A 22,638-nucleotide genomic window follows, 5' to 3' on the forward strand; every position below is an offset into this window, starting at 1 on the left:
AGCTAATGCGACGCGGGTCCATCCATAAGTGACAGCCGAAGCCGCCTTTCAATTTCGAACCATGCGGTTCAAAATGTTATCCGGTATTAGCCCCGGTTTCCCGGAGTTATCCCAGTCTTATGGGCAGGTTACCCACGTGTTACTCACCCGTCCGCCGCTAACTTCATAAGAGCAAGCTCTTAATCCATTCGCTCGACTTGCATGTATTAGGCACGCCGCCAGCGTTCATCCTGAGCCAGGATCAAACTCTCCAATAAAGTTAGTTTGTCTAGCATCTAAAATAAAAATTGACGTTTCACGTTGTTTGTTTCGTTCAGTTTTCAAAGAACTTGTCCGCCGCTTCAGAAGCGACTTCATCATATTAACATCTTAATTTTTCGATGTCAACTAAGTTTTAAAATTTCTTTTTTGTCGTTTTCTGCGTTTCCGCATCAGCGACGTTTATTAATATACCATCACAACTTTTAAATAACAAGTGTTTTTTTATAAAAATAAAAAAAATTATCTACCCTACTTTCTTCTATAGAAGTAACTATTATCCTTACTACTGAAAATAGTTATTCTAATTGTATGCTAATACACTCCGTTCAACCAAATTGTATTTCACAATACCTTCCCAAATTTTCATTCTCTTCTATATTAAAGCTTATAATCATTATCCTTCTATAAAATAACTATATAAATTAGCCTTAAGAAAAAATCCCGTCTACATTAAACAGCCACTCGCGCGCATTATCCCCTCCCTTCTCATTCAAAAATTTCCCCCCTACAAATTAACAACATTCCAATCCTAATACAAACTTAAGGATATTGTTAGAATTTTTTTACATTTAATTAATGAAAAATATCCATTTTTTGTTATATAGTAAGAAAGGACGCACTCAACTATAAATAAACCAATGGAGGAATTATTTTATGGATAGGTTAACAAAGTTTTCATTAAAAAACCGAGCTGCCATTATCATCATGATTTTTCTCATTTCCATACTCGGTGTTTATTCCGGCTCTAAATTACCTATGGAATTTTTACCGAGTATCGACAATCCAGCAATTACCGTCACAACCTTATCTCAAGGACTCGACGCTGAAACGATGACAAAGGATGTAACTAATCCTCTCGAAAAACAATTTCGCAATTTAGAACACGTCGACACCATTACTTCTTCTACATACGAGGGATTATCACGTATCGACATTGCGTATACATCAAAAGCAAACATGAAAGATGCAGCACGCGAAGTCGAAAAAGCCGTCAATACAATTAAATTACCTAAAGATGTAACCAAGCCCGTAGTTAGTCAATTAAACACTTCTATGATTCCACTCGCTCAAATTACTATCCAGAAACAAAACGGTTTTTCAAAAGCAGATGAAAAACAAATTGAAAAAGAAATCGTACCACAACTCGAAAACATTGATGGTGTTGCCAACGTTATGTTTTTCGGAAAATCCACCTCTGAATTATCTATCGTACTTGATCCGAACCAATTAAAAAACAAAAACGTAACATCACAGCAGGTACTAACTGTTTTACAAGGAAAAGAAACTTCTACTCCAGCTGGGGCAATTACTGTTAATCAGGAAGAATACAACCTCCGCGTCATTGGGGACATAAAAAATGTAAATGACATTAAAAACATCACTGTGGCACCCCAAGTGAAATTGCAAGACATTGCTCAAATTGAAATCAAACAACACTACGATACAATCTCACATATAAACGGAGAAGAAGGCACAGGATTAATCATCATGAAAGAACCGAGTAAAAATGCAGTTGCCATTGGAAAAGAGATTGATAAAAAAGTTAAAGAGATAGATAAGGAATATAAAGATCAATTTTCCATTAAACTTTTGGCTTCAACCCATGAACAAGTTGAAAATGCTGTTACTAGCATGGGAAAAGAAGTAATACTTGGAGCAATCGCTGCAACTCTAATTATCTTAATCTTTTTACGTAACTTCCGAACAACACTCATCGCTGTTGTCAGTATTCCATTATCCATTTTATTAACACTCTTTTTACTACATCAATCTAACATTACGCTTAACATTTTAACCCTCGGTGGTTTAGCTGTTGCGGTTGGACGTCTCGTCGATGATAGTATCGTTGTCATCGAGAATATTTTCCGCCGTTTACAAAAAGATTCTTTCTCTAAAGATATCATTCTCGATGCAACGAAAGAAGTCGCAGTCGCAATTACTTCTTCTACTTTAACAACGGTCGCTGTTTTTTTACCTATCGGCCTCGTATCAGGAGCAATCGGAAAATTAATGTTACCTATGGTATTAGCAGTTGTATATTCTATATTATCATCCTTAATCGTTGCACTAACAGTTGTTCCACTTATGGCTTTTTTACTACTCAAAAAAACAAAGCATCGAAAGCCAAGTTCTTCATCACGATATGTCGCTACATTAAAGTGGGCTCTTTCTCATAAATTCATTATTCTACTTACTGCATTTTTATTATTTGTAGGATCAATTGCAGCTTATATATTACTACCGAAAGCAAACATAAAATCTGAAGACGACACAATGTTATCTATTAACATGACATTTCCAGCCCATTATAATGCTGAATCTCAAAAACAAAAAGCATTTGATTTTGAAAAGAAATTACTTTCTAATTCAGATATAACAGACGTTATTTTACGAATGGGATCTAGCGCAGAAGATGCACAATGGGGGCAAACAACTAAAAATAACCTCGCTAGTATATTCGTAGTCTTTAAAAAAGGTTCTGATATTGATCAATATATTAAAGAGTTAAAAAAGGAACATAAAACTTTTGAGCCTGCTGAACTTGATTATATAAAAACAAGTTATTCAAGCTCTGGCGGCGGCAATAACTTACAATTTAACGTAACAGCTACTAACGAAGCGGATTTAAAAGAAGCGGCTACTATCGTTGAAACAAAACTAAAAAGCATGGATGATCTTTCTAAAGTAAAAACAAATTTAGAAGACTCTAAGAAAGAATGGCAAATTCATATTGATCAAACAAAGGCTGAACAACTAGGTTTAACACCAGAAATAGCTGCGCAACAAGTAGCATTCCTTATGAAGAAATCACCTATTGGCGAAATTACAATTAATAATGAAAAAGCTACTATTATGATAGAACACAAAAAAGAAAACATTAATAAACAAGAAGATATTTTAAATACAAACATACTATCACCTATTAATGGACCAATACCTTTAAAAGACATTGCAACTATTTCAGAAAAACAAACACAAACAGAAATTTTCCATAAAGACGGAAAAGAAACAATCCAAATTACAGCCGAAGCTTCAAATGAAGATTTGAGTAAAGTAAACACAGCAGTAAATAAAGCGATGACTGACTTAGATTTACCTGGTGGTGCAAAAGTAAATATCGCAGGAGCTACTGAATCTATGCAAGAGAATTTTACAGATTTATTCAAAATTATGGGGATTGCAATCGGGATTGTATATTTAATTATGGTTATCACCTTCGGGCAAGCACGTGCTCCTTTTGCAATCCTATTCTCCTTACCATTAGCTGCTGTCGGTGGTATTTTAGGATTAATCATTTCACGAACACCTGTTGATGTAAATTCCTTGATCGGCGCATTAATGTTAATCGGGATTGTTGTTACAAACGCTATTGTATTAATAGAAAGAGTCCAACAAAATCGGGAACATGGAATGGAAACTAGAGAAGCCTTACTTGAAGCAGGTTCTACTAGACTACGCCCAATTATTATGACAGCTATTACAACAATCGTTGCTATGCTCCCACTCCTATTTGGCCAATCCCAAGCAGGAAGTATGGTATCAAAAAGTTTAGCCGTCGTTGTCATCGGCGGTTTGGCAGTCTCAACTGCTCTTACATTAGTAGTCGTTCCAGTTATGTATGAACTACTAGATAAAATCGGGAGAAAAAGACGCTCCCGTAGGAAAATAAGCACTTCTACAGAAACACCTGATATTTAAAAACAAAAGGCGTTATCTTCACAAATGAAGATAACGCCTTTTCTCTATTTAGTCATATAATCCATCATTTTTTCCACATATTGCTCTATAGGTTTACTAGAACCCACAATCTAAATTACATCTGTTCTTCTTTATAATTAATCACAAATTCAACAATCATTACATCCATTCCTTCTATATTAAAATACAAAAGAACCCCCTACTTATAAATAGAGAGTTCTTCTTTATAATTTATGCCGCTTTTACCTTTTTCGTTGTTTTACTTTTTCTTTTCGTTCCTGTAAAGCGCTTGTGTAATATAGATGCTATCAAGCGTGAAATAACATTGAATAGTAATACCATAATAATTAATACAGCTGCAGATTTTGTCGCAATCAACTTCGCATCTGGAATAACTCCTTCAGAATTTAATTTCCAAATGTGAACCGCTAATGTTTCAGCTGGTCTAAACGGATTTAAAGGATGCGCAGGACTTGAGAAATCCGCTGCTGAATTTAAAATCGGGGATGTTAAACCCGCTGTGTAAATTAATGCTGCCGCTTCCCCAAATATACGACCCGCCGCTAAAATAATCCCTGTAATAATTTGTGGTAATGACGATGGGATAATAATACGAGCGATTGTTTGCCACTTCGTTGCACCTAATCCAAGACTTGCCTCTTTTACATTCTGAGGAACTTCTGAAATCGCATTTTCACAAACACGCGTTAAACCTGGTAAATTTAAAATAGTTAAAGCAAGAGCACCACCCATTACTGTGTATCCCCAACCTGTCATTGTAACGAACACTAACAAACCAAATAAACCAACAACAATAGAAGGTAAAGACGCCATCGTCTCTATACATAGACGAACAAAATTTAAAAAACGTCCTTGTTTTGCGTACTCCGCTAAATATATTCCAGCACCTAATCCAAGAGGAATAGATATAATAAGCGTTATAACAAGCATGTAGAAGGAATTGAATAACTGCGGACCAATCCCACCACCAGCTCTTGTATTGCTTGGTTCTCCAAACAAGAAATTAGGATCCCAAAATCCCCATCCCTTTTGTAAAATCTCAAATACTAAGAACACTAGCAAAGCTACAACTAAAGCCGCAACCGCATAAAAGATACCCGTCCAAACTTTATTTACCGTTCTTGCATTCATTATTATCGCTCACCTCTTTGCCCAATCGCTCGAATTACTAAAATAAACAGGAATGAAATAACAAGTAAAATCATCGCTAAAGTCCATAGCGCATTGTTCCAAGCAGTTCCGTTCAATGTATTCGTCATGTCCATTGTTAAAATACCAGTTAACGTCGCTGTCGGACTATATATTCCTTCTGGTAATTTAATCGTATTCCCGATTACCATTTGAACCGCTAACGCTTCACCGAAAGCACGCGCTAAGCCTAAAACAACACCTGTTAAAATCCCTTTTTTCGCAGCAGGAACAATCACTCGGCTAATCGCTTGCCATTTCGTTGATCCTAGACCATAAGAAGCTTCTAAATAATCAAATGGAACAGAACGTATTGCATCAGAAGCGATACTAGCAATAGTAGGTAAAATCATAATACTTAATACAACAATACCTGCAATTAAACTAAAGCCTACTCCCCCAAACGAATCACGTAATAGTGGTACTAAAATCGTAACACCTAATAATCCGTATACAACCGAAGGAATACCAACTAACAATTCTAGAACAGGCTTCAATACTTTATTTCCAAACTTTGGCGAAATTAAATTCATGAATATAGCAAGAGCTATAGCAATTGGTGCACTAATAATAACCGCACCTAACGAAACCACCGTTGAACCTACAATGAAAATTAAAGCCCCGAAGGATCCTTGATCAGCATTTGGATTCCATTTTGTCGATGTTAACATCTCAGTAAATGAGATACCACTTTGTGTAAAAGATTGAATACCTTTACCACAAATAAACGCAATAATAGCTAATGTAATTAAAACAATAAAAATACCACAAAACGTAACAAGTGATCTTCCTATATATTCACTTTTCACGTAATTAATTTGCTTTTTCCCCTTCATCACAGGACAGACCCCACTTCACAGATTGAAATGAACAGGACTGGCCTTGCAGCCAGCCCCATAAAATTTTATTACTTATTTAATTTAGACATTGGAATGTAGCCCATATCTTCTACTTGCTTTTCAAAATCTTTACCTTTTACATAATCGATATAAGCTTTCGTCGCTTCCTTCGCTTCACCTTTTGTTACCATATATTCGTAAGACCAGAATGGATATTTACCAGACGCGATGTTTTCAACTTTCGGTTCAGCACCATCAATTTTCACTGTTTGTAGTGCGCCTTTTTTCTCGCCCACCATGTAAGACATTGCTAAATAACTCACCGAACCAGGAGTAGAGTTAATCGCTTGCTCTACTGCACCGTTAGAATCTTGTGTTGTACCAGTTCCATCATTAATTTTCGCGTCTTTCATAATCGTTTTTTCAAATGTAGCACGTGTACCAGATGAAGCCGGACGATTAATTACATTGATTTTTTCATCTTTTCCGCCTACTTCTTTCCAGTTTGTTACTTTTCCAGTGAAGATATCTTGTACTTGTTGCATTGTTAAGTTATCAACTTTTACATCTTTATTTACGACAAGAGCGAATGCAATACCCGCTACCTTGTTATCTACTAATTCTTTCGCCTTTTCAGCATCTTTTATTTTATCTCCGGACGGAACATCTGAATTACCAATTTGTACTGCACCAGATGCTACTTGGTTAATCCCAGTTCCACTACCGCCACCTTGAACTTGAATAGAAACTTTTGAATTTTTCTCCATGAATTTCTTTCCAGCTTCCTCCGCAAGAGGTAGAAGAGCTGTAGAACCAGCCGCTGCAATCGTACCTGATAATTCTTGTTTTGTATTATCGCTTCCTTTAGCAGTGTCTTTACTAGTTGTATCTTCTGCTTTCCCACAACCAACTAATGCTCCTGCTACCACTAAAGCTGCTAAAGAAAATTTAATACCTTTTTTCATAACCATGTCTTGTACCCCCATTTGGATTATCACTTTTCGAATTCATTTTCTTTCGAACACAAATTCATTGTAGGACAACAATATTATGTGAGTGTTAAGCAATTTTTAATTTTAAGTAAATGACGATAATAATCCTTAAAAGCTAGAAATCCCAACATTTATAGTTAAATAACCAAACAAAAACCACACTAACTACACTGCAATGTAAATATATTCTTAACAATGTAAATTCAATGTAAATGTTTTTCTCTCTTTTTCCCTTTTCGTTAAAGTTACATTTACAATTCCGCTGTATTTTGTAATTTTCACACACCTAATTTATGCACATTAAAAATAATTTCAGTAATATTTTTTAGTACAACTAAATAAATTGGAACAATTCTAAAAATAAATGAATATTTTTAAAGTACTAATTGACAACATAATCCAATGTAGTCTACTATATTACTAACAAAAAGTTTACCTTAGGAAACTTTTTAAACTCAAACTAAAAATATAGAGATGAGGTAACTTTTATGGTATCGGCTAATATAAAACCACTTTCCGAATTTAAAATAGGAGAGTTTGTACAAATTGAGAAGATACAATTAGAAGGAACTATGAAACGACGCTTATTAGATTTGGGATTTATCCCGGGGGCGACGATTAAAGTATTGCAACGCAGTCCACTTGGAGATCCGGTCGCTTATCAAGTGAGTAACACAACTATTGCACTGCGTAAAGAAGAAAGCTCCCTTATTTTCGGGGTATTAATAGGAGATGATTTCAGATGAGCAAACATCGTATCGCTTTAGCTGGTAACCCGAATACAGGGAAAAGTACATTATTTAATACTTTAACAGGCTTAAAACAACATACTGGAAACTGGACGGGAAAAACTGTTTTAAAAGCTGAAGGAGAATATGAACATAACGGAAGTAATTATACATTAATAGATTTACCTGGAACCTACTCACTATACTCAAATTCCGCAGACGAAGAAGTAGCGAGGGATTATATTATATTTGAAAAACCAGAAGTAACTGTAGTTGTTATAGACGCAACTGCTATGGAAAGAAATTTAAATTTAGCACTTCAAGTGATGGAGATGACAAACAATGTAGTCATTTGCATTAACTTAATTGATGAAGCCGAGAAAAAAGGGATTGTTATCGATGAAAAGAAATTAGCAAAATCACTTGGTGTACCTGTCGTTAAAATTTCAGCACGTAACCGAGTAGGTATTGGTCATTTGCTAAATGTTATTGCAAAAGTAGCAAATAAAAAACTAATTCCAACACCAATTAAAATTACTTACAGCGAAAAAATCGAAAATATGATTCAGGAATTAGAACCACAAATTTATAAAGTGTTCGGTGATACGTATCCAGCACGTTGGATTGCGTTACGTATATTAGATGGAGATAAAAATTTCTTAACTACACTTCAAAAACACCATAATGAACCACTTGTAAGGGAGGTCGTAATTAATGGAATCTCACTCAGCCAGTAAAGCTCTTCCATTAGACTATATTATTCAACATGCACAAACACTTTCAAAAGAAGATATACGAGATGATATAGTCGGAGATATTTACCGAACATCTGCAAGCATATGTAAAGAATCTGTCCAATATACAAATACTGATAAATTATATCGTTCCGAAAAACTAGATAAAATTTTCACATCTCCAATCTGGGGATTCCCAATTATGCTCGGTATTTTATCTATTATTTTTTATCTTACAATTGCAGGCGCTAACGTACCATCTGATATGATTGCCGAATTCTTCGGATGGGCCGAAGGATATTTAACATCTTGGTTCCAAGCAGCGCATGCACCTGAATGGTTACATGGCATTTTAATACTTGGTTTGTTCCGTGGTATCGGTGCTGTTATTAGCGTTATGTTACCACCTATGGCAATCTTTTTCCCTATGTTCGCGCTATTAGAAAATTACGGATACTTACCACGTGTCGCGTTTAATATGGACCGCTTATTCAAACGATCCGGCGCACACGGGAAACAATCTTTAACAATGGCAATGGGATTTGGTTGTAATGCAGCAGCCATTATGTCAACACGTATCATTGAATCACCACGTGAACGTATGCTAGCAATTTTAACGAACAACTTCGTTCCTTGTAACGGTCGCTGGCCTATGTTAATTTTAATGGCTTCACTATTTATGGCTGCTGGTTATACAGGCAGTATGCAAACATTGGTTACTGCTGGCGTTGTAGTTGGAATGGTTGTACTTGGTGTTATTATGACATTAACTGTTTCTTGGGTACTATCAAAAACAGCCTTAAAAGGGGTTCCAACTCACTACACACTTGAGTTACCTCCGTACCGCAAGCCAAAAGTTTGGAATACAATTGTTCGCGCAACACTCGATAAATCAATCTACGTTTTAAAACGAGCTATAGTTGTTGCTGCCCCTGCAGCTGCATTAACTTGGTTACTTGCTAACATTTTTATCGGTGACACAAGCTTACTTATGTATTTTGTAAATTTCCTAGATCCATTTGCTAAAATGTTAGGACTTGACGGGTTTATTCTAGCTGCATTCATTCTTGGACTACCTGCTAATGAAATTGTAATCCCAATTTTATTAATGTCTTACTTATCAACTGGGGCTTTAACTGAAATAGATGATTTTAATCAAATTAAAAATCTATTCCTAGAAAATGGTTGGACTTGGTTAACAGCGTTAAACACAATGTTGTTCTCACTTCTTCATTTCCCGTGCGGAACAACACTGGTTAACATATACAAAGAAACCAAAAGTGCAAAATGGACATTCTTATCGTTTGCAATCCCTACCGTTATCGCCATTGTTGTTACATTCCTCTCTACACAATTGGTACATTGGTTAGGGCTTGTATAAAACAAAGCATACATAGAAGGCATCCCCCTTCACATATGCTTTGTCCGAAAGAAACCTGAAAATCATTCAGGTTTCTTTTTTTGTACATCAGTATTCCACGGCTGCGCTCCATACGTTGTGAGTTTTTTATGAATGAAATATATAGCTCCGGGAAGCACCGCCATTAATATTGTGCAACTAATTCCCAATTCAGTAAACAATTTATATCACCTTACTTCACTTTCTTCGGTAAAGCTGAACCTGAATGTTCAATCGTCGGATGAACGTAAACAGTAATTTCAGCATTACTAAAATAATTCTGGCCTTGATCCCAATTCTTACTGATTTTTCTCCACTCTTTATAATTATGCCTCTTATATACCTCTCCTAGTTCTAATACGTCTACCTTATATTTTTTTGAACAAGCTGTATGGACTTTTCAATACGCTTCTTCATTTCCTTTGAAAGCTCTTTCTTTAAAACCTTTTCATTCATCACTTGTTTTGGTTCATTAAAATGCAGCTCAGCTAATGTCCCTTCTGTAAACACGTGAATATCAAACTTCGGTTTTGTAGCATGTTCCGTAGACACCTTAATCTTCCGACGCAATTTATGAACTTCATATGTAATAAGCTGATTTTTTTTACGAACAGTAAAGAAACCTTCAATTTTTTTACCTATTATATAGTTCATTCCTAATGTTTGTTCTCCACTCAAAGTTCCAACGCACTTATTATCCTTTCCACGGATCAATGCCGCTCCTTCCATTTGTACACCTTGTTTAGTTAACCCTAAGAGAGGTAGTGCAAAACTTCGATCTGCAATCATTTTCCCTTGTACTTCACCAATTCTCGCCGCCTCAATCATTTGAGCGTTTTTCGGAGGATGTTCAGCTAACATATCAATGTACTGCGCCGGTAAGTTTTCAGGTTTTGCACTTTGTTTTAAAATAGATTCTGCATTTTTCTTCGAAACGAACAAACGAATATTTCTTCTCATTTCATGATCACGAAAATATACGTCTAACGTATTTTGCAAAACATACGGATTCGCTAGTAATTCATCCGAAAAAATAATAACTTGTATATGCGGAAAAAATAATGTTCGACTAATTTTCTTAGCAATTATTCTTATTTGCTCAAAGACGCTATCTGCTTTCGCACTTACGTTAATATAATTTTCACTATCTCCGCTCCCTTGTCCACCCTGTTGAGACAATTTACTGGGGAGTACCATCTGATAAGTCCCTTTCATAATTGGATTCACTTTCTTTTCCTTCACAATATCGTAGGCTGCACCTACTACAAATCCTCTTTCTTCTATTTCTTGTAACTCAGAACACCCACTAATAGGTCCAACAAAAAACATAACTATTATAATTTTAAGAAGGTGTTTCATTTCTACCATTCCTTCTTTTTATTTTATATACAATAAAAACCAATAAAGGTGCTAACACGACAAACCCCATATCTATCCAAGCTAAATAAGTTCCATAACTTGATAAAGTATTCAAACTACTAGGTATCATATTCACCATAAAAATAATTGGGGCACTTACGAAAATAAAAATATGTTTCTTCACTTTCGGAAACATAGCACAAAATAATAAAGATGCGACGTCATAATACATTGCTGTAGTGTTATAAATTGTAATAATCCAAGTCGTAAAAAAAATCGCATCAAACCTTTCTAAAAACCCTCCACCAATTTCAATTTCTTTCCCTAATTCAATTGTTGGATATGTCAATCCACGTGTTGTCATATACGTAAAAACACTAATACAAGTTACATAAATTAAAATGTATGACAACACGTTTACCATCACCGCCTTCGCAACTGCCATCGGCGCTTTTTTCGCTGTCTTATCATTCAGTAACACCGCATAAAACAGAGCTACTTCAAATCCAATAAACGTAAAAATAGAATTTTTAACTCCAACAGCGTATTGACTTACTTTCGTTTGAAAAGCTGGTAGTAAATTATTGATTTCCACTAAATTTATATTTAATAAAGAAAGAAGCACTATCGCAATTAAAACAATAGGTAAGAATATAACATTTAACCTTAATAAGGCTGCTCTTGATCCTGCTATGCCATAAATAACAACTAATAAGAAGAAGAAAGACAGTAGTTGTATCGGTGTATCACTAAATAAATACGTTTGAGAAATAACTGAAATCATTCGCGATTCATATGCTGTCAAAGCAGCAAACGTTAATACTAAAATGCTACTAATTGTGTATGCAACAGGCTTCGTCAAATGCGCACTCGTATATTGAACAAAATTTTGTTTTGGAAATAAGATAGCCACCCTCGTCACAAACCAACCTAAAACTGCGCAGATCAATCCACCCAAAAGCAAGATAATCCAACCGTCCGAAAATAAAGTTTGGTTAGCGATATCTCTTGGCATAGACAATGCCCCTATACCAATAATGGTCGATGATACCGCAAACCCAATTTCACGAGATCCAATCTCTTCATCGCCATACTCAAATGGTTTCACTTATTTTCGCTCCTTTGGACGTATTGTAGAATCTTTTGTTTGTAAGTACTCTGGTCTATCTTTCAACATCGATTTTGGCATGCGAATAAATTCTTCTTTCCAATCTTTATAAAATGCAGGAGCAATTGGAGTTGTATACGGTATACCAACACTTGTTAAATTTGTAATATGAATAGCAAGTGCGATCAGAGCTAGAATGATTCCATACAGCCCAAAAGCCGTTGCAGCTAATACAAAGACGAAAAGTAAAATTCGGAACGTAATCGTAATACTATATACAGGAAGCGAAAACGTAGCAATCGCAGTAACTGCAATAATAATAACTAAAAACGGATTTACAATCCCTGCATTTACCGCAGCTTCTCCAATTACAAGACCTCCTACAATCCCTATCGTTTGTCCCATCGGTTTCGGCAATCGGATTCCAGCTTCTCGTATTAATTCCATAGTCAAGGCCATCATTAACGTTTCAATATATGCAGGAAACGGAACACCTTCCCTCGCACCTGCAATTGAATAAGCCAGTTTAGAAGGAATAAGTCCTTGATGATAAGATACAAGTGCTACATACATAGCTGGTAACAAAACCGCAATTATGCCTGAACCCATACGTAAAAATCTTAATAACGTTCCAATCACCCAGCGCTCGTAATGATCTTCTACAGATTGAAAAATATCAACAAACACAAGTGGTGCAATAAGAGCAAACGGGGATCCGTCTACTAAAATTGCCGCCTTCCCTTTCGCTAATGAGGCTATAATATTATCAGGCCTCTCTGTATTCAAAAACTGTGGAAATGGGGATAAATTATTATCCTGAATTAATTGTTCAATCGTACCTGTTTCCAAAACGACATCTGTCACTATTGATTGAAGACGGCGATCTAGCTCTTTTACAATGTGAGGATTAATAATATCTTCTATATATACTAGGGTTACTTCTTTCTGCGATCGCTTCCCCATAATATAAGATTGGAACCTCAACTTTGGATCGCGTAAACTGCGTCGGATTAACATTTTATTCACATTAATATCTTCATTTAATCCAACTCTCGGTCCGCGTATTAAATCTTCTGTCACTGGTGGTTCTAAACTTCGCTTCTCCCAGGCCCTACTATTAATAACGATAGCGGTTTGAATATTATCAATTAATATAACTGTATCTCCCGCTAATATCGCATTCATAATATCTGGAAACTTCGTCTTTACGCCCACTTCTGCGATAGAAATAAAACGATCCAATAACGTTTGAACAACAGCTTCCTCATTTATAATTTCTTCGTATTGCAGTGTGCGAATGACATATTTATAAACATTATCCTTATCTGTCAATCCACATAAAAACACAACCGCACAACGTGTAAAACTCCCAGCAAGAGCAACTTCTCTAATTGTTAAATCATTAGGTGAACCTAACTCATCCCTAATTTCTTTCATAACTTCAAATAAGTTACCTTCAAGCTCTAACAATTTCCCCACCTAGCTTCCTTTTCAACACGTTTTTAGTTAGATTCCGCTAATAGAAGGAAATATATACAAAAAAAGAGCTATCTCTTTTCAAAGATAGCTCTAATAAAGTAAAACTTTAATCAACCCTCACCAATCGGGCTTTTACGGACAGTTTAATCCCCACCTAACTTCTTTGCTTCCGCTGAATTTTGAGGTGGGGGTCTTACTGCCCGTTAATGCAGGATAAACGAATTACTTTTCTACTATTATAGTGTTTTTCTTTATAAATACACCTTTTGTAAATCCACTAACTACAAACATCACAATTATATTAATTAACAATGCGACTATACCTACATTCAAATCTTTTATATACTGCGGGAAACTCGGAAACATCGTGGCTATAGTTGAACCAGATAAGGTAATATATGCGACCACTAATAGCCCAACTCCCATTCCTGCAATCGCCCCTTGCTTCGTAATAATTTGACGTGGAAACAAGCTACATACAAGTGCAGGGAAAAGTTGTGTAACGATACTGTATCCCATTAATAGAAGTGCTCCTATTGTTTCTCCTCCTTTAAATGTAAATAAAACTGCCACGAGCGTTACTACAGGCACAAATAATTTTGCCATCTTAGCAACTTGTCTATCTGAAGCAGACGGGACTATCGTTCGGTAAATATTTTTTGCTAACAGTGTAGAAGCCGCCATAACAAGCATAGACCCTGGAACCAATGCCGTTAATACTCCCGCACTACCAATAATTCCAATAAACCAAGGATCAAAAGTTTGTAAAGCAAGACGGAATAACGAAAGATCTACATCCGCTCCCTTTAACCCAGGAACTTGCAATATAGCAGCAAATCCTGCAAAAAATACGAAAAGTAAAACTAAAGAATACAATGGCATAATTGCTGCATTTTTACGAAATACTTTTTCATTTTTTGCAGAAAAAGCAGAAGCAAATGTATGAGGCCACATATAAAAACCGAGGGCCGTTAATATAATAGTAGAAACAAACCAAGAAATACTCATTCCTTCTTCAGGTAAAGATAAAAATCCCGGTTTCGCTGCCTCTACAGCCTCAAACATCGGCTGAAATCCTCCATAATAATGATACGGCAAATATATACCTAAAAACATAACGATAAACAGTATCATAATATCCTTCAAAGCAGCCGTCCAAGCCGAACCATGTATACCTGAAACCATTACATATATAGTTATAACAATAGCACCGATCCATACTGCAACAACAGGTGACACCCTTCCGTAAGAAGCTTCTGAAACGATAATTCCCAGTCCTTTTAACTGTAAAACAAGATATGGGATGATGGAAACAACACCAACAATCGAAACAATAAGTCCAAGCGCTTTACTTCTATATTTCTTCGCAAAAAAATCTGACTGTGAAACAAGGTTATGCTCTTTCGCATACTTCCAAATGGGTGGCAATAAAAAATACGATAAAAGATAAGCTAAAGCACCATATCCCAAAATATAAAAGGTAGGTGCTCCTTTACTATACGCCCAGCCGCTTCCCCCTAAAAATGTAAACGTCGTATAAATTTCACCTGCCATAAGGAGAAAAACAAAAATAGTGCCAAATCCTCTTCCTCCAACTGACCATTGTTCTAAATTCATACCTTTTCCATGTTGTGCCCGAATCCCTAAAAATAGTGCGAGAAACAAAAATAAAATAATGATAAGTAATGCAGTCATTTTACATCCTCCTTATTAGCAGGATCAAACACGTACACAAGCCCCATACAAAAAGATGTAATAAACACTGATAATAATACCCAAAATAATAAAAATGGCATCCCTAATACGTAAGGAGTAACTGAATTCGCAAATATTGGCCCAACTACTAAACAAAGAACTGGGATAAGCGCTAGAATGTGTATTTTCTTCATCTCATTCTCCTTTACTTATAAAGTTCATAATGGCTGATACAAAGACTTCCACTCCAATCGGTAATGCATCTTCGTCAATCGTAAAACGAGGGTGATGGTGAGGATATATAATACCTTTCTCTTTATTTCCCGCTCCGATAAAAAAGAATGTCCCCGGTGCCTTTTGTAAAAACGCTGAAAAATCTTCTCCAGCCATCGTCGGCTGTAAACGAACAACTCTATCCCTTCCATAAAGTTGTAATGCCGTTTGTTCAATAAGCTCTGTAGCTTCATAATCATTTACAACTGGTCGATATCCATATTCATATGAAAATGTATATTTCGCTCCGTAAGATTCCGTAATATGCTTCACAATCCGCTCAATCTTCTTCTCTGTTTCACCTCGTAATTCATGTCTTAAACTTCTTACTGTCCCTTCAATCTCAGCTTGCTCTGGTATTACATTATGAGTTGTCCCAGCATGAAATTGCGTAACAGATATTACGAGAGAATCTAATGGATTCGTGAGGCGAGATACAATTTGCTGAAGTTGCGAAACGACTTGTGTTCCGATTGCAATACTATCCACCGTTTCATGAGGGATTCCAGCATGTCCACCTTTTCCCTCTATCTTAATTTTAAAAACATCCGGTGCAGCCATTGCAGGACCATAAATAACACCTATTTTCCCAACCTCTAACGACGCCCAAAGGTGAGCACCAATAATATAATCCACACCTTCCATTACACCTGCAGCAACCATCTCCTCTGCACCACCAGGAAAATTCTCTTCAGCATGTTGGAATAGAAAACGAATCTCCCCTTTAATCTTCTCTCTTTCTTCTACCAACTTATGTACAACCCCAAGTAATATCGCTATATGTCCATCATGACCACATGCATGCATTACACCTTTATATGTAGAAATAAAATCAAACTCATTTTCTTCATGAATAGGAAGAGCATCCATATCGGCTCGAATCGCAACTGTTTTGCCCGGATGTTTACCTACTAGCTTTGCCATCACACTATATTTAGTCGGCCGTGACACTTCTAAATATGGGAATTTCCGAAGTATATCGAACACAAACTGCGATGTTTTCTCTTCTTGAAAAGATAACTCTGGATACTTATGAAAATGCCTTCTCCACTCAACTAACTGATTTTTTGACAAAACAAGTTCCTTTGCAACATCCATTTCTCTTCTCCCCTTCTTCACCAAGTTAAATGTTATTATAACGTGAATCGTTAACTTTTAAAAGAATCTTCTGAATTTTCAGTGTTAATAAACCAAAAAGAAAAAGCCATCCCAAAGATGACTTTTTCATTATTATAAAATAGTAATTGCTTGTTTTCCCATTTGCTCCCAAGCTTTCTCAAATTCTGTTCGCGGAACAGCCAAACGTGGATTATTTTTAAGAGGATCATTTACATATACAAAGTTTTGATCATATCCAATTACTACTGCACTATGCTCATAATATGTAATTTTCACTTCGCCTGAACTCGTATTCCATGTTTCAAAACTACTTTCAGCTAGTGGCTTAAACGTCGTATTAATAATGACCCATACCGGAGAGCCAGAACTAATTACTTTATATATATCTTGCATGTCTCTACCTGTTAAATTAATTACTTTTTCAGGAACATATTTTTCTGCTAAATCAAAGATTGGTTTATTGTATACACCATATCCAGGCTCTGCCTTTGTATAAATATTTCCCACAAATCCCTCGTAAGGATTTCCACGCAAACCATTTTGTTCAAATGGAACACGATGAATTTCGCTAGCAAGTTGCATCTTATCTACTTGTACACCTTTATATTGCAGCAACATAGCTAAACTTGTCACTTCACACCCTCTAGGCAATTCTGGTAATTGTTTAATAAACGGAACATCTTCAATCATAGCTGCTTCTTTCATTTCAGATAGAAACTCTAAGCGTAGAACTTGTGCCTTTTGCATGATTTTATCTTTTCCTATAAAAAATGCAGCAGCAAGTATAATCCCAAAAACAAAAAGATATTTTAACTTTTTCATTATAAACAAAACTCCATTAATTATTATTTTACAGATACACCTCTTATCATTGTACCCTTCTTCTTACTAGTTTGCTAGAAAGATCATGTGAATTATCGCTCATAGAATTAATTATAAAAATTCTAATTATTTTTAATAAAAAGAAAAATAAATATACATTTACAGAATATTTTGCTAAAATCAAAATTGTTAACATAGTGAAGATATCACCATGTTAACAAACATTCTTAGAGTATTTAGTCATAGTTCGTTTTTTTACATACTCCATTCATTTCATAGCAAATAAACCGAGTGTGTGTTGCATCCCCCACTAATGATTAAAAACTCAGAATAAAACGAAGTTCACACATTCAAGAAAATACGGGGTGAGGGGCATATGAATCAACAAATTGAACAAACAGATTTAAAACGAACAATGAAAAGTAGACACCTATTTATGATTGCACTCGGCGGTGTTATCGGAACCGGGTTATTTATGGGATCTGGTCAAATTGTCCATAATGCCGGACCTGGTGGTGCTATTCTCGCATTTTTAGTCGGTGGATTTGTTATGTATTTAACGATGTTATGTCTTGGTGAATTATCCGTCGCTATGCCAGAAGCAGGTTCATTCCAAAGTTATGCAAGCAAATTCATTTCACCTGGTTTTGGATTTGTTGTCGGTTGGATGTATTGGTTAAATTGGGCTGTTACAGTTGGCGTAGAGTTAACAACTGTAAGTATTTTAATGAAACGCTGGTTTCCAGACGTTTCTTCCTGGATTTGGTGCGTTACATTTGCAGCAGCACTCTTCCTCGTAAACGCTTTATCAGCAAAAGCATATGCAGAAGCAGAGTTTTGGTTCGCAAGTGTAAAAGTCGCAACAATTGTTATTTTCATCGTACTTGGCGGCGCTGTTATGTTCGGTCTACTAGACTTTAATGGAAAGCCAGCTCCAATGCTTCATAATTTCACTGAAAATGGCGGGCTATTTCCAAATGGTGCATTAGCTGTTCTTCTTACGATGATTACAGTAAATTACTCCTTCCAAGGAACAGAATTAATCGGAATCGCTTCAGGCGAAAGTGAAAATCCTGAAAAAACAATTCCAAAAGCAATTAAAAACACAATTTGGCGAACTCTCTTCTTCTTCGTCTTAGCGATATCAGTTGTTGTAGGTTTACTCCCATGGCAAGAGGCTAATCTAGTCGAAAGTCCCTTTGTACTTGTATTTGATGTAGCCGGTGTCCCATATGCAGCAGACATTATGAACTTTGTTATTATTACAGCTGTATTATCCGTTGCTAACTCTGGTCTCTACGCAAATTCTCGTATGCTGTGGGCGATGGCAAAACAAGGAATGGCAAGTCCAGCATTTACGAAATTAACTAAAAAAGGTGTACCGCTAAATGCATTAATTTTCAGCCTAATTTTCGCTAGCCTGTCCTTACTAACAAGTGTATTTGCGGCAGATACTGTCTTTCTAGTTTTAACATCTATTGCAGCAATGGCTGCCGTTGTCGTTTGGATGTCAATCGCCGCTTCACAGTTTTTCTTCCGTAGAAATTTCGTGAAAAACGGTGGCAACATAAATGATTTAAAATATCGTACACCGCTCTATCCACTAGTTCCAATCATAGCGTTTTCGCTGAATTTCATTACATTTGTTAGTTTGGCTTTCATTCCAGATCAAAGAATTGCTCTTTATTGTGGCATTCCATTTATGATTATTTGTTACATTTTATATCAAGTTAAATATAAAAAAATTGTCACACTTGAACAGCCACGAACTGTCATACGATAAATAAACTAAATATACAAAATATTCAGCTATCTTTCTTATGATAAGATAGCTTTTTTCTATTTCTTGGATATCCTGGTATAACTTTATTTATCTTAAAATTTTCACAATCACGTTTTTCTCTGGAAAATAGTTTACAATGTAATCAAGTTACAAATGATATTCACCTTAAAAAGTGTGCATTTGTGTCTATTTTTTAACAATATATCAAAAACTATTGCCTTCTATAAATTAATAGGTTTATATTGTTTTATTGGCATAGTTTCAATCCAAGGAGAAAGGAGATTTTCAATCGTGCAACTAAAGAAAGCGTTTTGGAAGTTGGCTTCGCTTCTTCCGTTATCATTACTTCTGTTCCTCGGTGGCTGTGATAAAAAACTCGCAGTATTAAATCCGCAAGGACCTGTTGCAAAAGCACAGTATGATTTAATTGTTTGGTCATTCTTGCTTATGTCATTAATTATCGCAATTGTATTCATTCTGTTTACAGTCATCTTGATTCGTTATCGTGAAAAACCAGAGAATATGGACTATGAGCCACCTGAACAACACGGTAACACATTACTAGAAATTATTTGGACGCTTGTTCCTGTTATTATCGTTATCGCATTATCGATTCCAACAGTAAAAGCAACTTATGCTTCGGAAGAGGTTCCGAAAGAGTCCAAACATATTAAACCAGTTGAAATTTATGTTACATCTGCAAACTGGAAATGGTTATTCAGTTACCCAGAGGAAAAAATTGAAACCGTTAACTATTTAAACATCCCAGCTGGTGTACCAATTCAATTCAAACTGACTTCTGTCGGCCCAATGAATGCTTTCTGGGTACCAGAACTTGGTGGTATGAAGTACACAATGGATGGCATGATTATGGATCTTTATTTACAAGCTGATAAGCCAGGTTCTTACCTAGGCCGTAGTGCGAACTTCTCTGGTGAAGGATTCACACACATGGAGTTCGAAGTTGAAGCAAAAACTAAAGAGAAATATGACAAGTGGGTTAAAGAAGTACAAGAAACTGCTCCTAAACTAACAGAAGCTAAGTACAACGAAATTGTTAAACCTGGTGTAGTTGGTCGTATGACATTCTCTAGTCACCACTTAAGTTATGTAGATCCAAAATCACTTGAATATTGTGATTACAACTACTACAAAAACAAAAAATAATAGCTATTATTCCAACAGATTGGAGTGAACACAGTGAAGCTTGATGAATTCTTTGTCACAGGTGACCCGATTATTTACGGTGCAGACGCTTCTATCGTTCTTGTGACATTAGCAATCATTTTCGTACTAACAAAGTATAAAAAATGGAAATGGCTTTGGGACGAATGGTTAACAACTGTTGACCATAAAAAAATCGGAGCTATGTATATTATTTCTGCGGTTATCATGTTATTCCGTGGTGGTATGGATGGTTTAATGATCCGTGCACAGTTAACATTCCCAGAAACAACTTATTTAAACGCTGAACACTATAACGGGATCTTTACAACACATGGTACAGTAATGATTCTTTTCATGGCAATGCCATTCGTTATGGGATTAATGAACCTTGTAGTACCATTACAAATTGGTGCTCGTGACGTTGCATATCCGTTCTTAAATGCTTTAAGTTTCTGGTTATTCTTTGTCGGAGCAATGTTATTCAACATCGCTTTCGTAATCGGTGGTTCTCCAGACGCCGGGTGGACTTCTTACTTCCCAATGGCAGGTACAGAGTTTACTTCGGGCGTAGGAAATAACTACTACGCAATTGCATTACAGATTTCAGGTCTCGGTACGCTAATGACCGGTATTAACTTCCTTGTTACTATCTTAAAAATGCGTACACCTGGTATGACTTTAATGAGAATGCCAATGTTTACTTGGTCAATCTTAATTACAACAATTATCATTATTTTCGCTTTCCCAGTATTAACAGTTGCTCTTGCATTAATGACATTTGACCGTCTATTCGATGCTCACTTCTTTACGATGGCGAGCGGCGGTATGCCAATGTTATGGGCCAACCTGTTCTGGGTATGGGGTCACCCTGAAGTATATATCGTTATTTTACCGGCATTCGGTATTTTCTCTGAAATCATTAGTACATTCTCACGTAAACGTCTATTCGGTTACAGTGCAATGGTATACTCAATGGTTGCAATTTCTTTACTAAGTTTCGTCGTATGGCTTCACCACTTCTTCACGATGGGTGCAGGTCCAGCGGTTAACTCATTCTTCTCGATTTCGACAATGGCGATTTCGATTCCAACCGGGGTTAAGATCTTTAACTGGTTGTTTACACTGTATAAAGGACGTATTCGTTTTACAGTTCCAATGCTTTGGTCATTGGCATTTATTCCAAACTTCGTAGTCGGTGGGGTTACAGGGGTTATGCTTGGAATGGCAGCAGCTGATTATCAATACCATAACAGCTACTTCCTAATCGCTCACTTCCACTACGTATTAATCGCAGGTACAGTATTCGCTATGCTTGCTGGATTCACATTCTGGTATCCAAAAATGACTGGTCATATGTTAAATGAACGCCTAGGTAAATGGACATTCTGGATCTTTATGAGCGGATTCAACATCTGTTTCTTCCCAATGTACTTCTTAGGTTTAGACGGTATGACTCGTCGTATGTACACTTACTCTGAAAGTCTTGGATGGGGATGGCTAAACCAAATCGCATCTGTTGGTGCGGTAATGATGGGTATCGGCTTCCTACTTCTTTGCTACAACGTAATTTGGAGTGCACGTCACGGTGAACGTGACACAACTGGAGATCCATGGGGTGGTCGTACACTTGAATGGGCAACTCACTCTCCTGTACAACATTACAACTTCGCGAAGCTTCCTGAAATTAAAGAAGCTGATGCTTTCTGGTACATGAAAAAACGCGGAGAAACAGTTACACCAGCAGCAGAAGATATTAAACCAATTCACATGCCAAGTAACTCTGGTGTGCCTATTATTGCGTCTGGATTCTTCGGTCTTGCAGGTTTCGCATTAGTATTTAGCTGGTTCTGGCTTGCAGCAATCGGTGGTATTGGTATTTTAGCTTGCTTAATCTATCGTTCATTCGATTATGATGAAGGCTACTATATCAGTGTTGATGAAATTAAAAAAACAGAACATATAGCATGAGAGG

17 protein-coding genes, 1 rRNA gene and 2 pseudogenes are annotated in these 22,638 nt (G+C 36.2%); 7 read left to right on the top strand and 13 right to left on the bottom strand.

The window, feature by feature from the left end; all coding sequences use genetic code 11:
* Window positions 1-257, bottom strand: a 16S ribosomal RNA gene (locus BLT20_RS22435); the annotation flags it as partial.
* 658 nt (window positions 258-915) lie between these two features.
* Between BLT20_RS22435 and BLT20_RS22440 the strand changes: the two genes are divergently transcribed.
* Window positions 916-3,960, top strand: a complete 3,045-nt coding sequence (locus BLT20_RS22440; protein WP_000375549.1) for an efflux RND transporter permease subunit — start codon at window positions 916-918, stop codon at window positions 3,958-3,960.
* 44 nt (window positions 3,961-4,004) lie between these two features.
* On the opposite strand, the pseudogene BLT20_RS31370 reads toward BLT20_RS22440, so the two are convergent.
* The 4 genes and pseudogenes from BLT20_RS31370 to BLT20_RS22455 all read right to left on the bottom strand — a co-directional run.
* Window positions 4,005-4,070 (bottom strand): annotated as a pseudogene (locus BLT20_RS31370) (ATP-binding protein); the annotation flags it as partial.
* Between the two features lie 121 nt (window positions 4,071-4,191).
* Window positions 4,192-5,112: a phosphate ABC transporter permease PstA gene (gene pstA, locus BLT20_RS22445; protein WP_000994141.1), complete on the bottom strand. Its 921-nt coding sequence runs from the start codon at window positions 5,110-5,112 to the stop codon at window positions 4,192-4,194.
* A gap of 2 nt (window positions 5,113-5,114) precedes the next feature.
* On the bottom strand, window positions 5,115-6,005 hold the full coding sequence (gene pstC, locus BLT20_RS22450; RefSeq protein ID WP_000676676.1) for a phosphate ABC transporter permease subunit PstC: 891 nt from the start codon (window positions 6,003-6,005) through the stop codon (window positions 5,115-5,117).
* 71 nt (window positions 6,006-6,076) lie between these two features.
* Window positions 6,077-6,979, bottom strand: coding sequence for a phosphate ABC transporter substrate-binding protein PstS family protein (locus tag BLT20_RS22455; protein WP_000245108.1), 903 nt, complete (start codon window positions 6,977-6,979; stop codon window positions 6,077-6,079).
* Between the two features lie 509 nt (window positions 6,980-7,488).
* Between BLT20_RS22455 and BLT20_RS22460 the strand changes: the two genes are divergently transcribed.
* From BLT20_RS22460 to BLT20_RS22470, 3 genes are read left to right on the top strand one after another with little or no spacing between them, the layout of a single operon-like run.
* Window positions 7,489-7,746 (top strand): FeoA family protein, encoded by a 258-nt coding sequence (locus tag BLT20_RS22460; protein ID WP_000252982.1) that lies wholly within the window; start codon window positions 7,489-7,491, stop codon window positions 7,744-7,746.
* Window positions 7,743-8,465 (top strand): FeoB small GTPase domain-containing protein, encoded by a 723-nt coding sequence (locus tag BLT20_RS22465; RefSeq protein WP_000033865.1) that lies wholly within the window; start codon window positions 7,743-7,745, stop codon window positions 8,463-8,465. The genes BLT20_RS22460 and BLT20_RS22465 overlap by 4 nt, the downstream gene beginning before the upstream one ends.
* Window positions 8,443-9,843 carry a nucleoside recognition domain-containing protein gene (locus BLT20_RS22470; protein ID WP_000443605.1) on the top strand — a complete coding sequence of 467 codons (1,401 nt, stop codon included), beginning with the start codon at window positions 8,443-8,445 and terminating at the stop codon, window positions 9,841-9,843. Before BLT20_RS22465 ends, BLT20_RS22470 begins: the two co-directional genes overlap by 23 nt.
* Window positions 9,844-9,905: 62 nt before the next feature.
* On the opposite strand, the gene BLT20_RS30815 is transcribed toward BLT20_RS22470, so the two are convergent.
* The 8 genes and pseudogenes from BLT20_RS30815 to BLT20_RS22510 all read right to left on the bottom strand — a co-directional run bounded on the left by BLT20_RS30815 (window position 9,906) and on the right by BLT20_RS22510 (window position 17,716).
* Window positions 9,906-10,043 (bottom strand): hypothetical protein, encoded by a 138-nt coding sequence (locus BLT20_RS30815; RefSeq protein WP_000493725.1) that lies wholly within the window; start codon window positions 10,041-10,043, stop codon window positions 9,906-9,908.
* An 11-nt stretch (window positions 10,044-10,054) separates the two neighbouring features.
* Window positions 10,055-11,220: pseudogene (locus BLT20_RS22480) on the bottom strand (Ger(x)C family spore germination protein).
* Entirely contained in the window at window positions 11,204-12,328 is a 1,125-nt protein-coding gene (gerLB, locus tag BLT20_RS22485) for a spore germination protein GerLB (RefSeq protein ID WP_000802003.1), read from the bottom strand. Before gerLB ends, BLT20_RS22480 begins: the two are co-directional and overlap by 17 nt.
* Window positions 12,329-13,807: a spore germination protein GerLA gene (gerLA, locus tag BLT20_RS22490; RefSeq protein ID WP_002023287.1), complete on the bottom strand. Its 1,479-nt coding sequence runs from the start codon at window positions 13,805-13,807 to the stop codon at window positions 12,329-12,331. It abuts the gene before it with no gap.
* Window positions 13,808-14,029: 222 nt separating this feature from the next.
* Window positions 14,030-15,502 carry a sodium:solute symporter family protein gene (locus BLT20_RS22495; RefSeq protein ID WP_000125944.1) on the bottom strand — a complete coding sequence of 491 codons (1,473 nt, stop codon included), beginning with the start codon at window positions 15,500-15,502 and terminating at the stop codon, window positions 14,030-14,032.
* Window positions 15,499-15,696 carry a DUF3311 domain-containing protein gene (locus tag BLT20_RS22500; protein ID WP_000719833.1) on the bottom strand — a complete coding sequence of 66 codons (198 nt, stop codon included), beginning with the start codon at window positions 15,694-15,696 and terminating at the stop codon, window positions 15,499-15,501. Before BLT20_RS22500 ends, BLT20_RS22495 begins: the two co-directional genes overlap by 4 nt.
* Window position 15,697: 1 nt before the next feature.
* Window positions 15,698-16,873, bottom strand: a complete 1,176-nt coding sequence (locus tag BLT20_RS22505; protein WP_000382128.1) for an amidohydrolase — start codon at window positions 16,871-16,873, stop codon at window positions 15,698-15,700.
* A gap of 132 nt (window positions 16,874-17,005) precedes the next feature.
* On the bottom strand, window positions 17,006-17,716 hold the full coding sequence (locus tag BLT20_RS22510) for a C39 family peptidase (protein ID WP_000734490.1): 711 nt from the start codon (window positions 17,714-17,716) through the stop codon (window positions 17,006-17,008).
* A gap of 376 nt (window positions 17,717-18,092) precedes the next feature.
* Between BLT20_RS22510 and BLT20_RS22515 the strand changes: the two genes are divergently transcribed.
* From BLT20_RS22515 to qoxB, 3 genes are all read left to right on the top strand, one after another.
* Window positions 18,093-19,499, top strand: a complete 1,407-nt coding sequence (locus tag BLT20_RS22515; protein WP_001075755.1) for an amino acid permease — start codon at window positions 18,093-18,095, stop codon at window positions 19,497-19,499.
* Window positions 19,500-19,790: 291 nt separating this feature from the next.
* Window positions 19,791-20,666, top strand: a complete 876-nt coding sequence (locus tag BLT20_RS22520) for a cytochrome aa3 quinol oxidase subunit II (protein ID WP_001176165.1) — start codon at window positions 19,791-19,793, stop codon at window positions 20,664-20,666.
* A 33-nt stretch (window positions 20,667-20,699) separates the two neighbouring features.
* Window positions 20,700-22,634 (top strand): cytochrome aa3 quinol oxidase subunit I, encoded by a 1,935-nt coding sequence (gene qoxB, locus BLT20_RS22525; protein WP_141769988.1) that lies wholly within the window; start codon window positions 20,700-20,702, stop codon window positions 22,632-22,634.
* Window positions 22,635-22,638: the final 4 nt, after the last annotated feature.

This window comes from Bacillus sp. cl96, assembly GCF_900100505.1.
In the GTDB taxonomy this organism is placed as follows: domain Bacteria; phylum Bacillota; class Bacilli; order Bacillales; family Bacillaceae_G; genus Bacillus_A; species Bacillus_A cereus.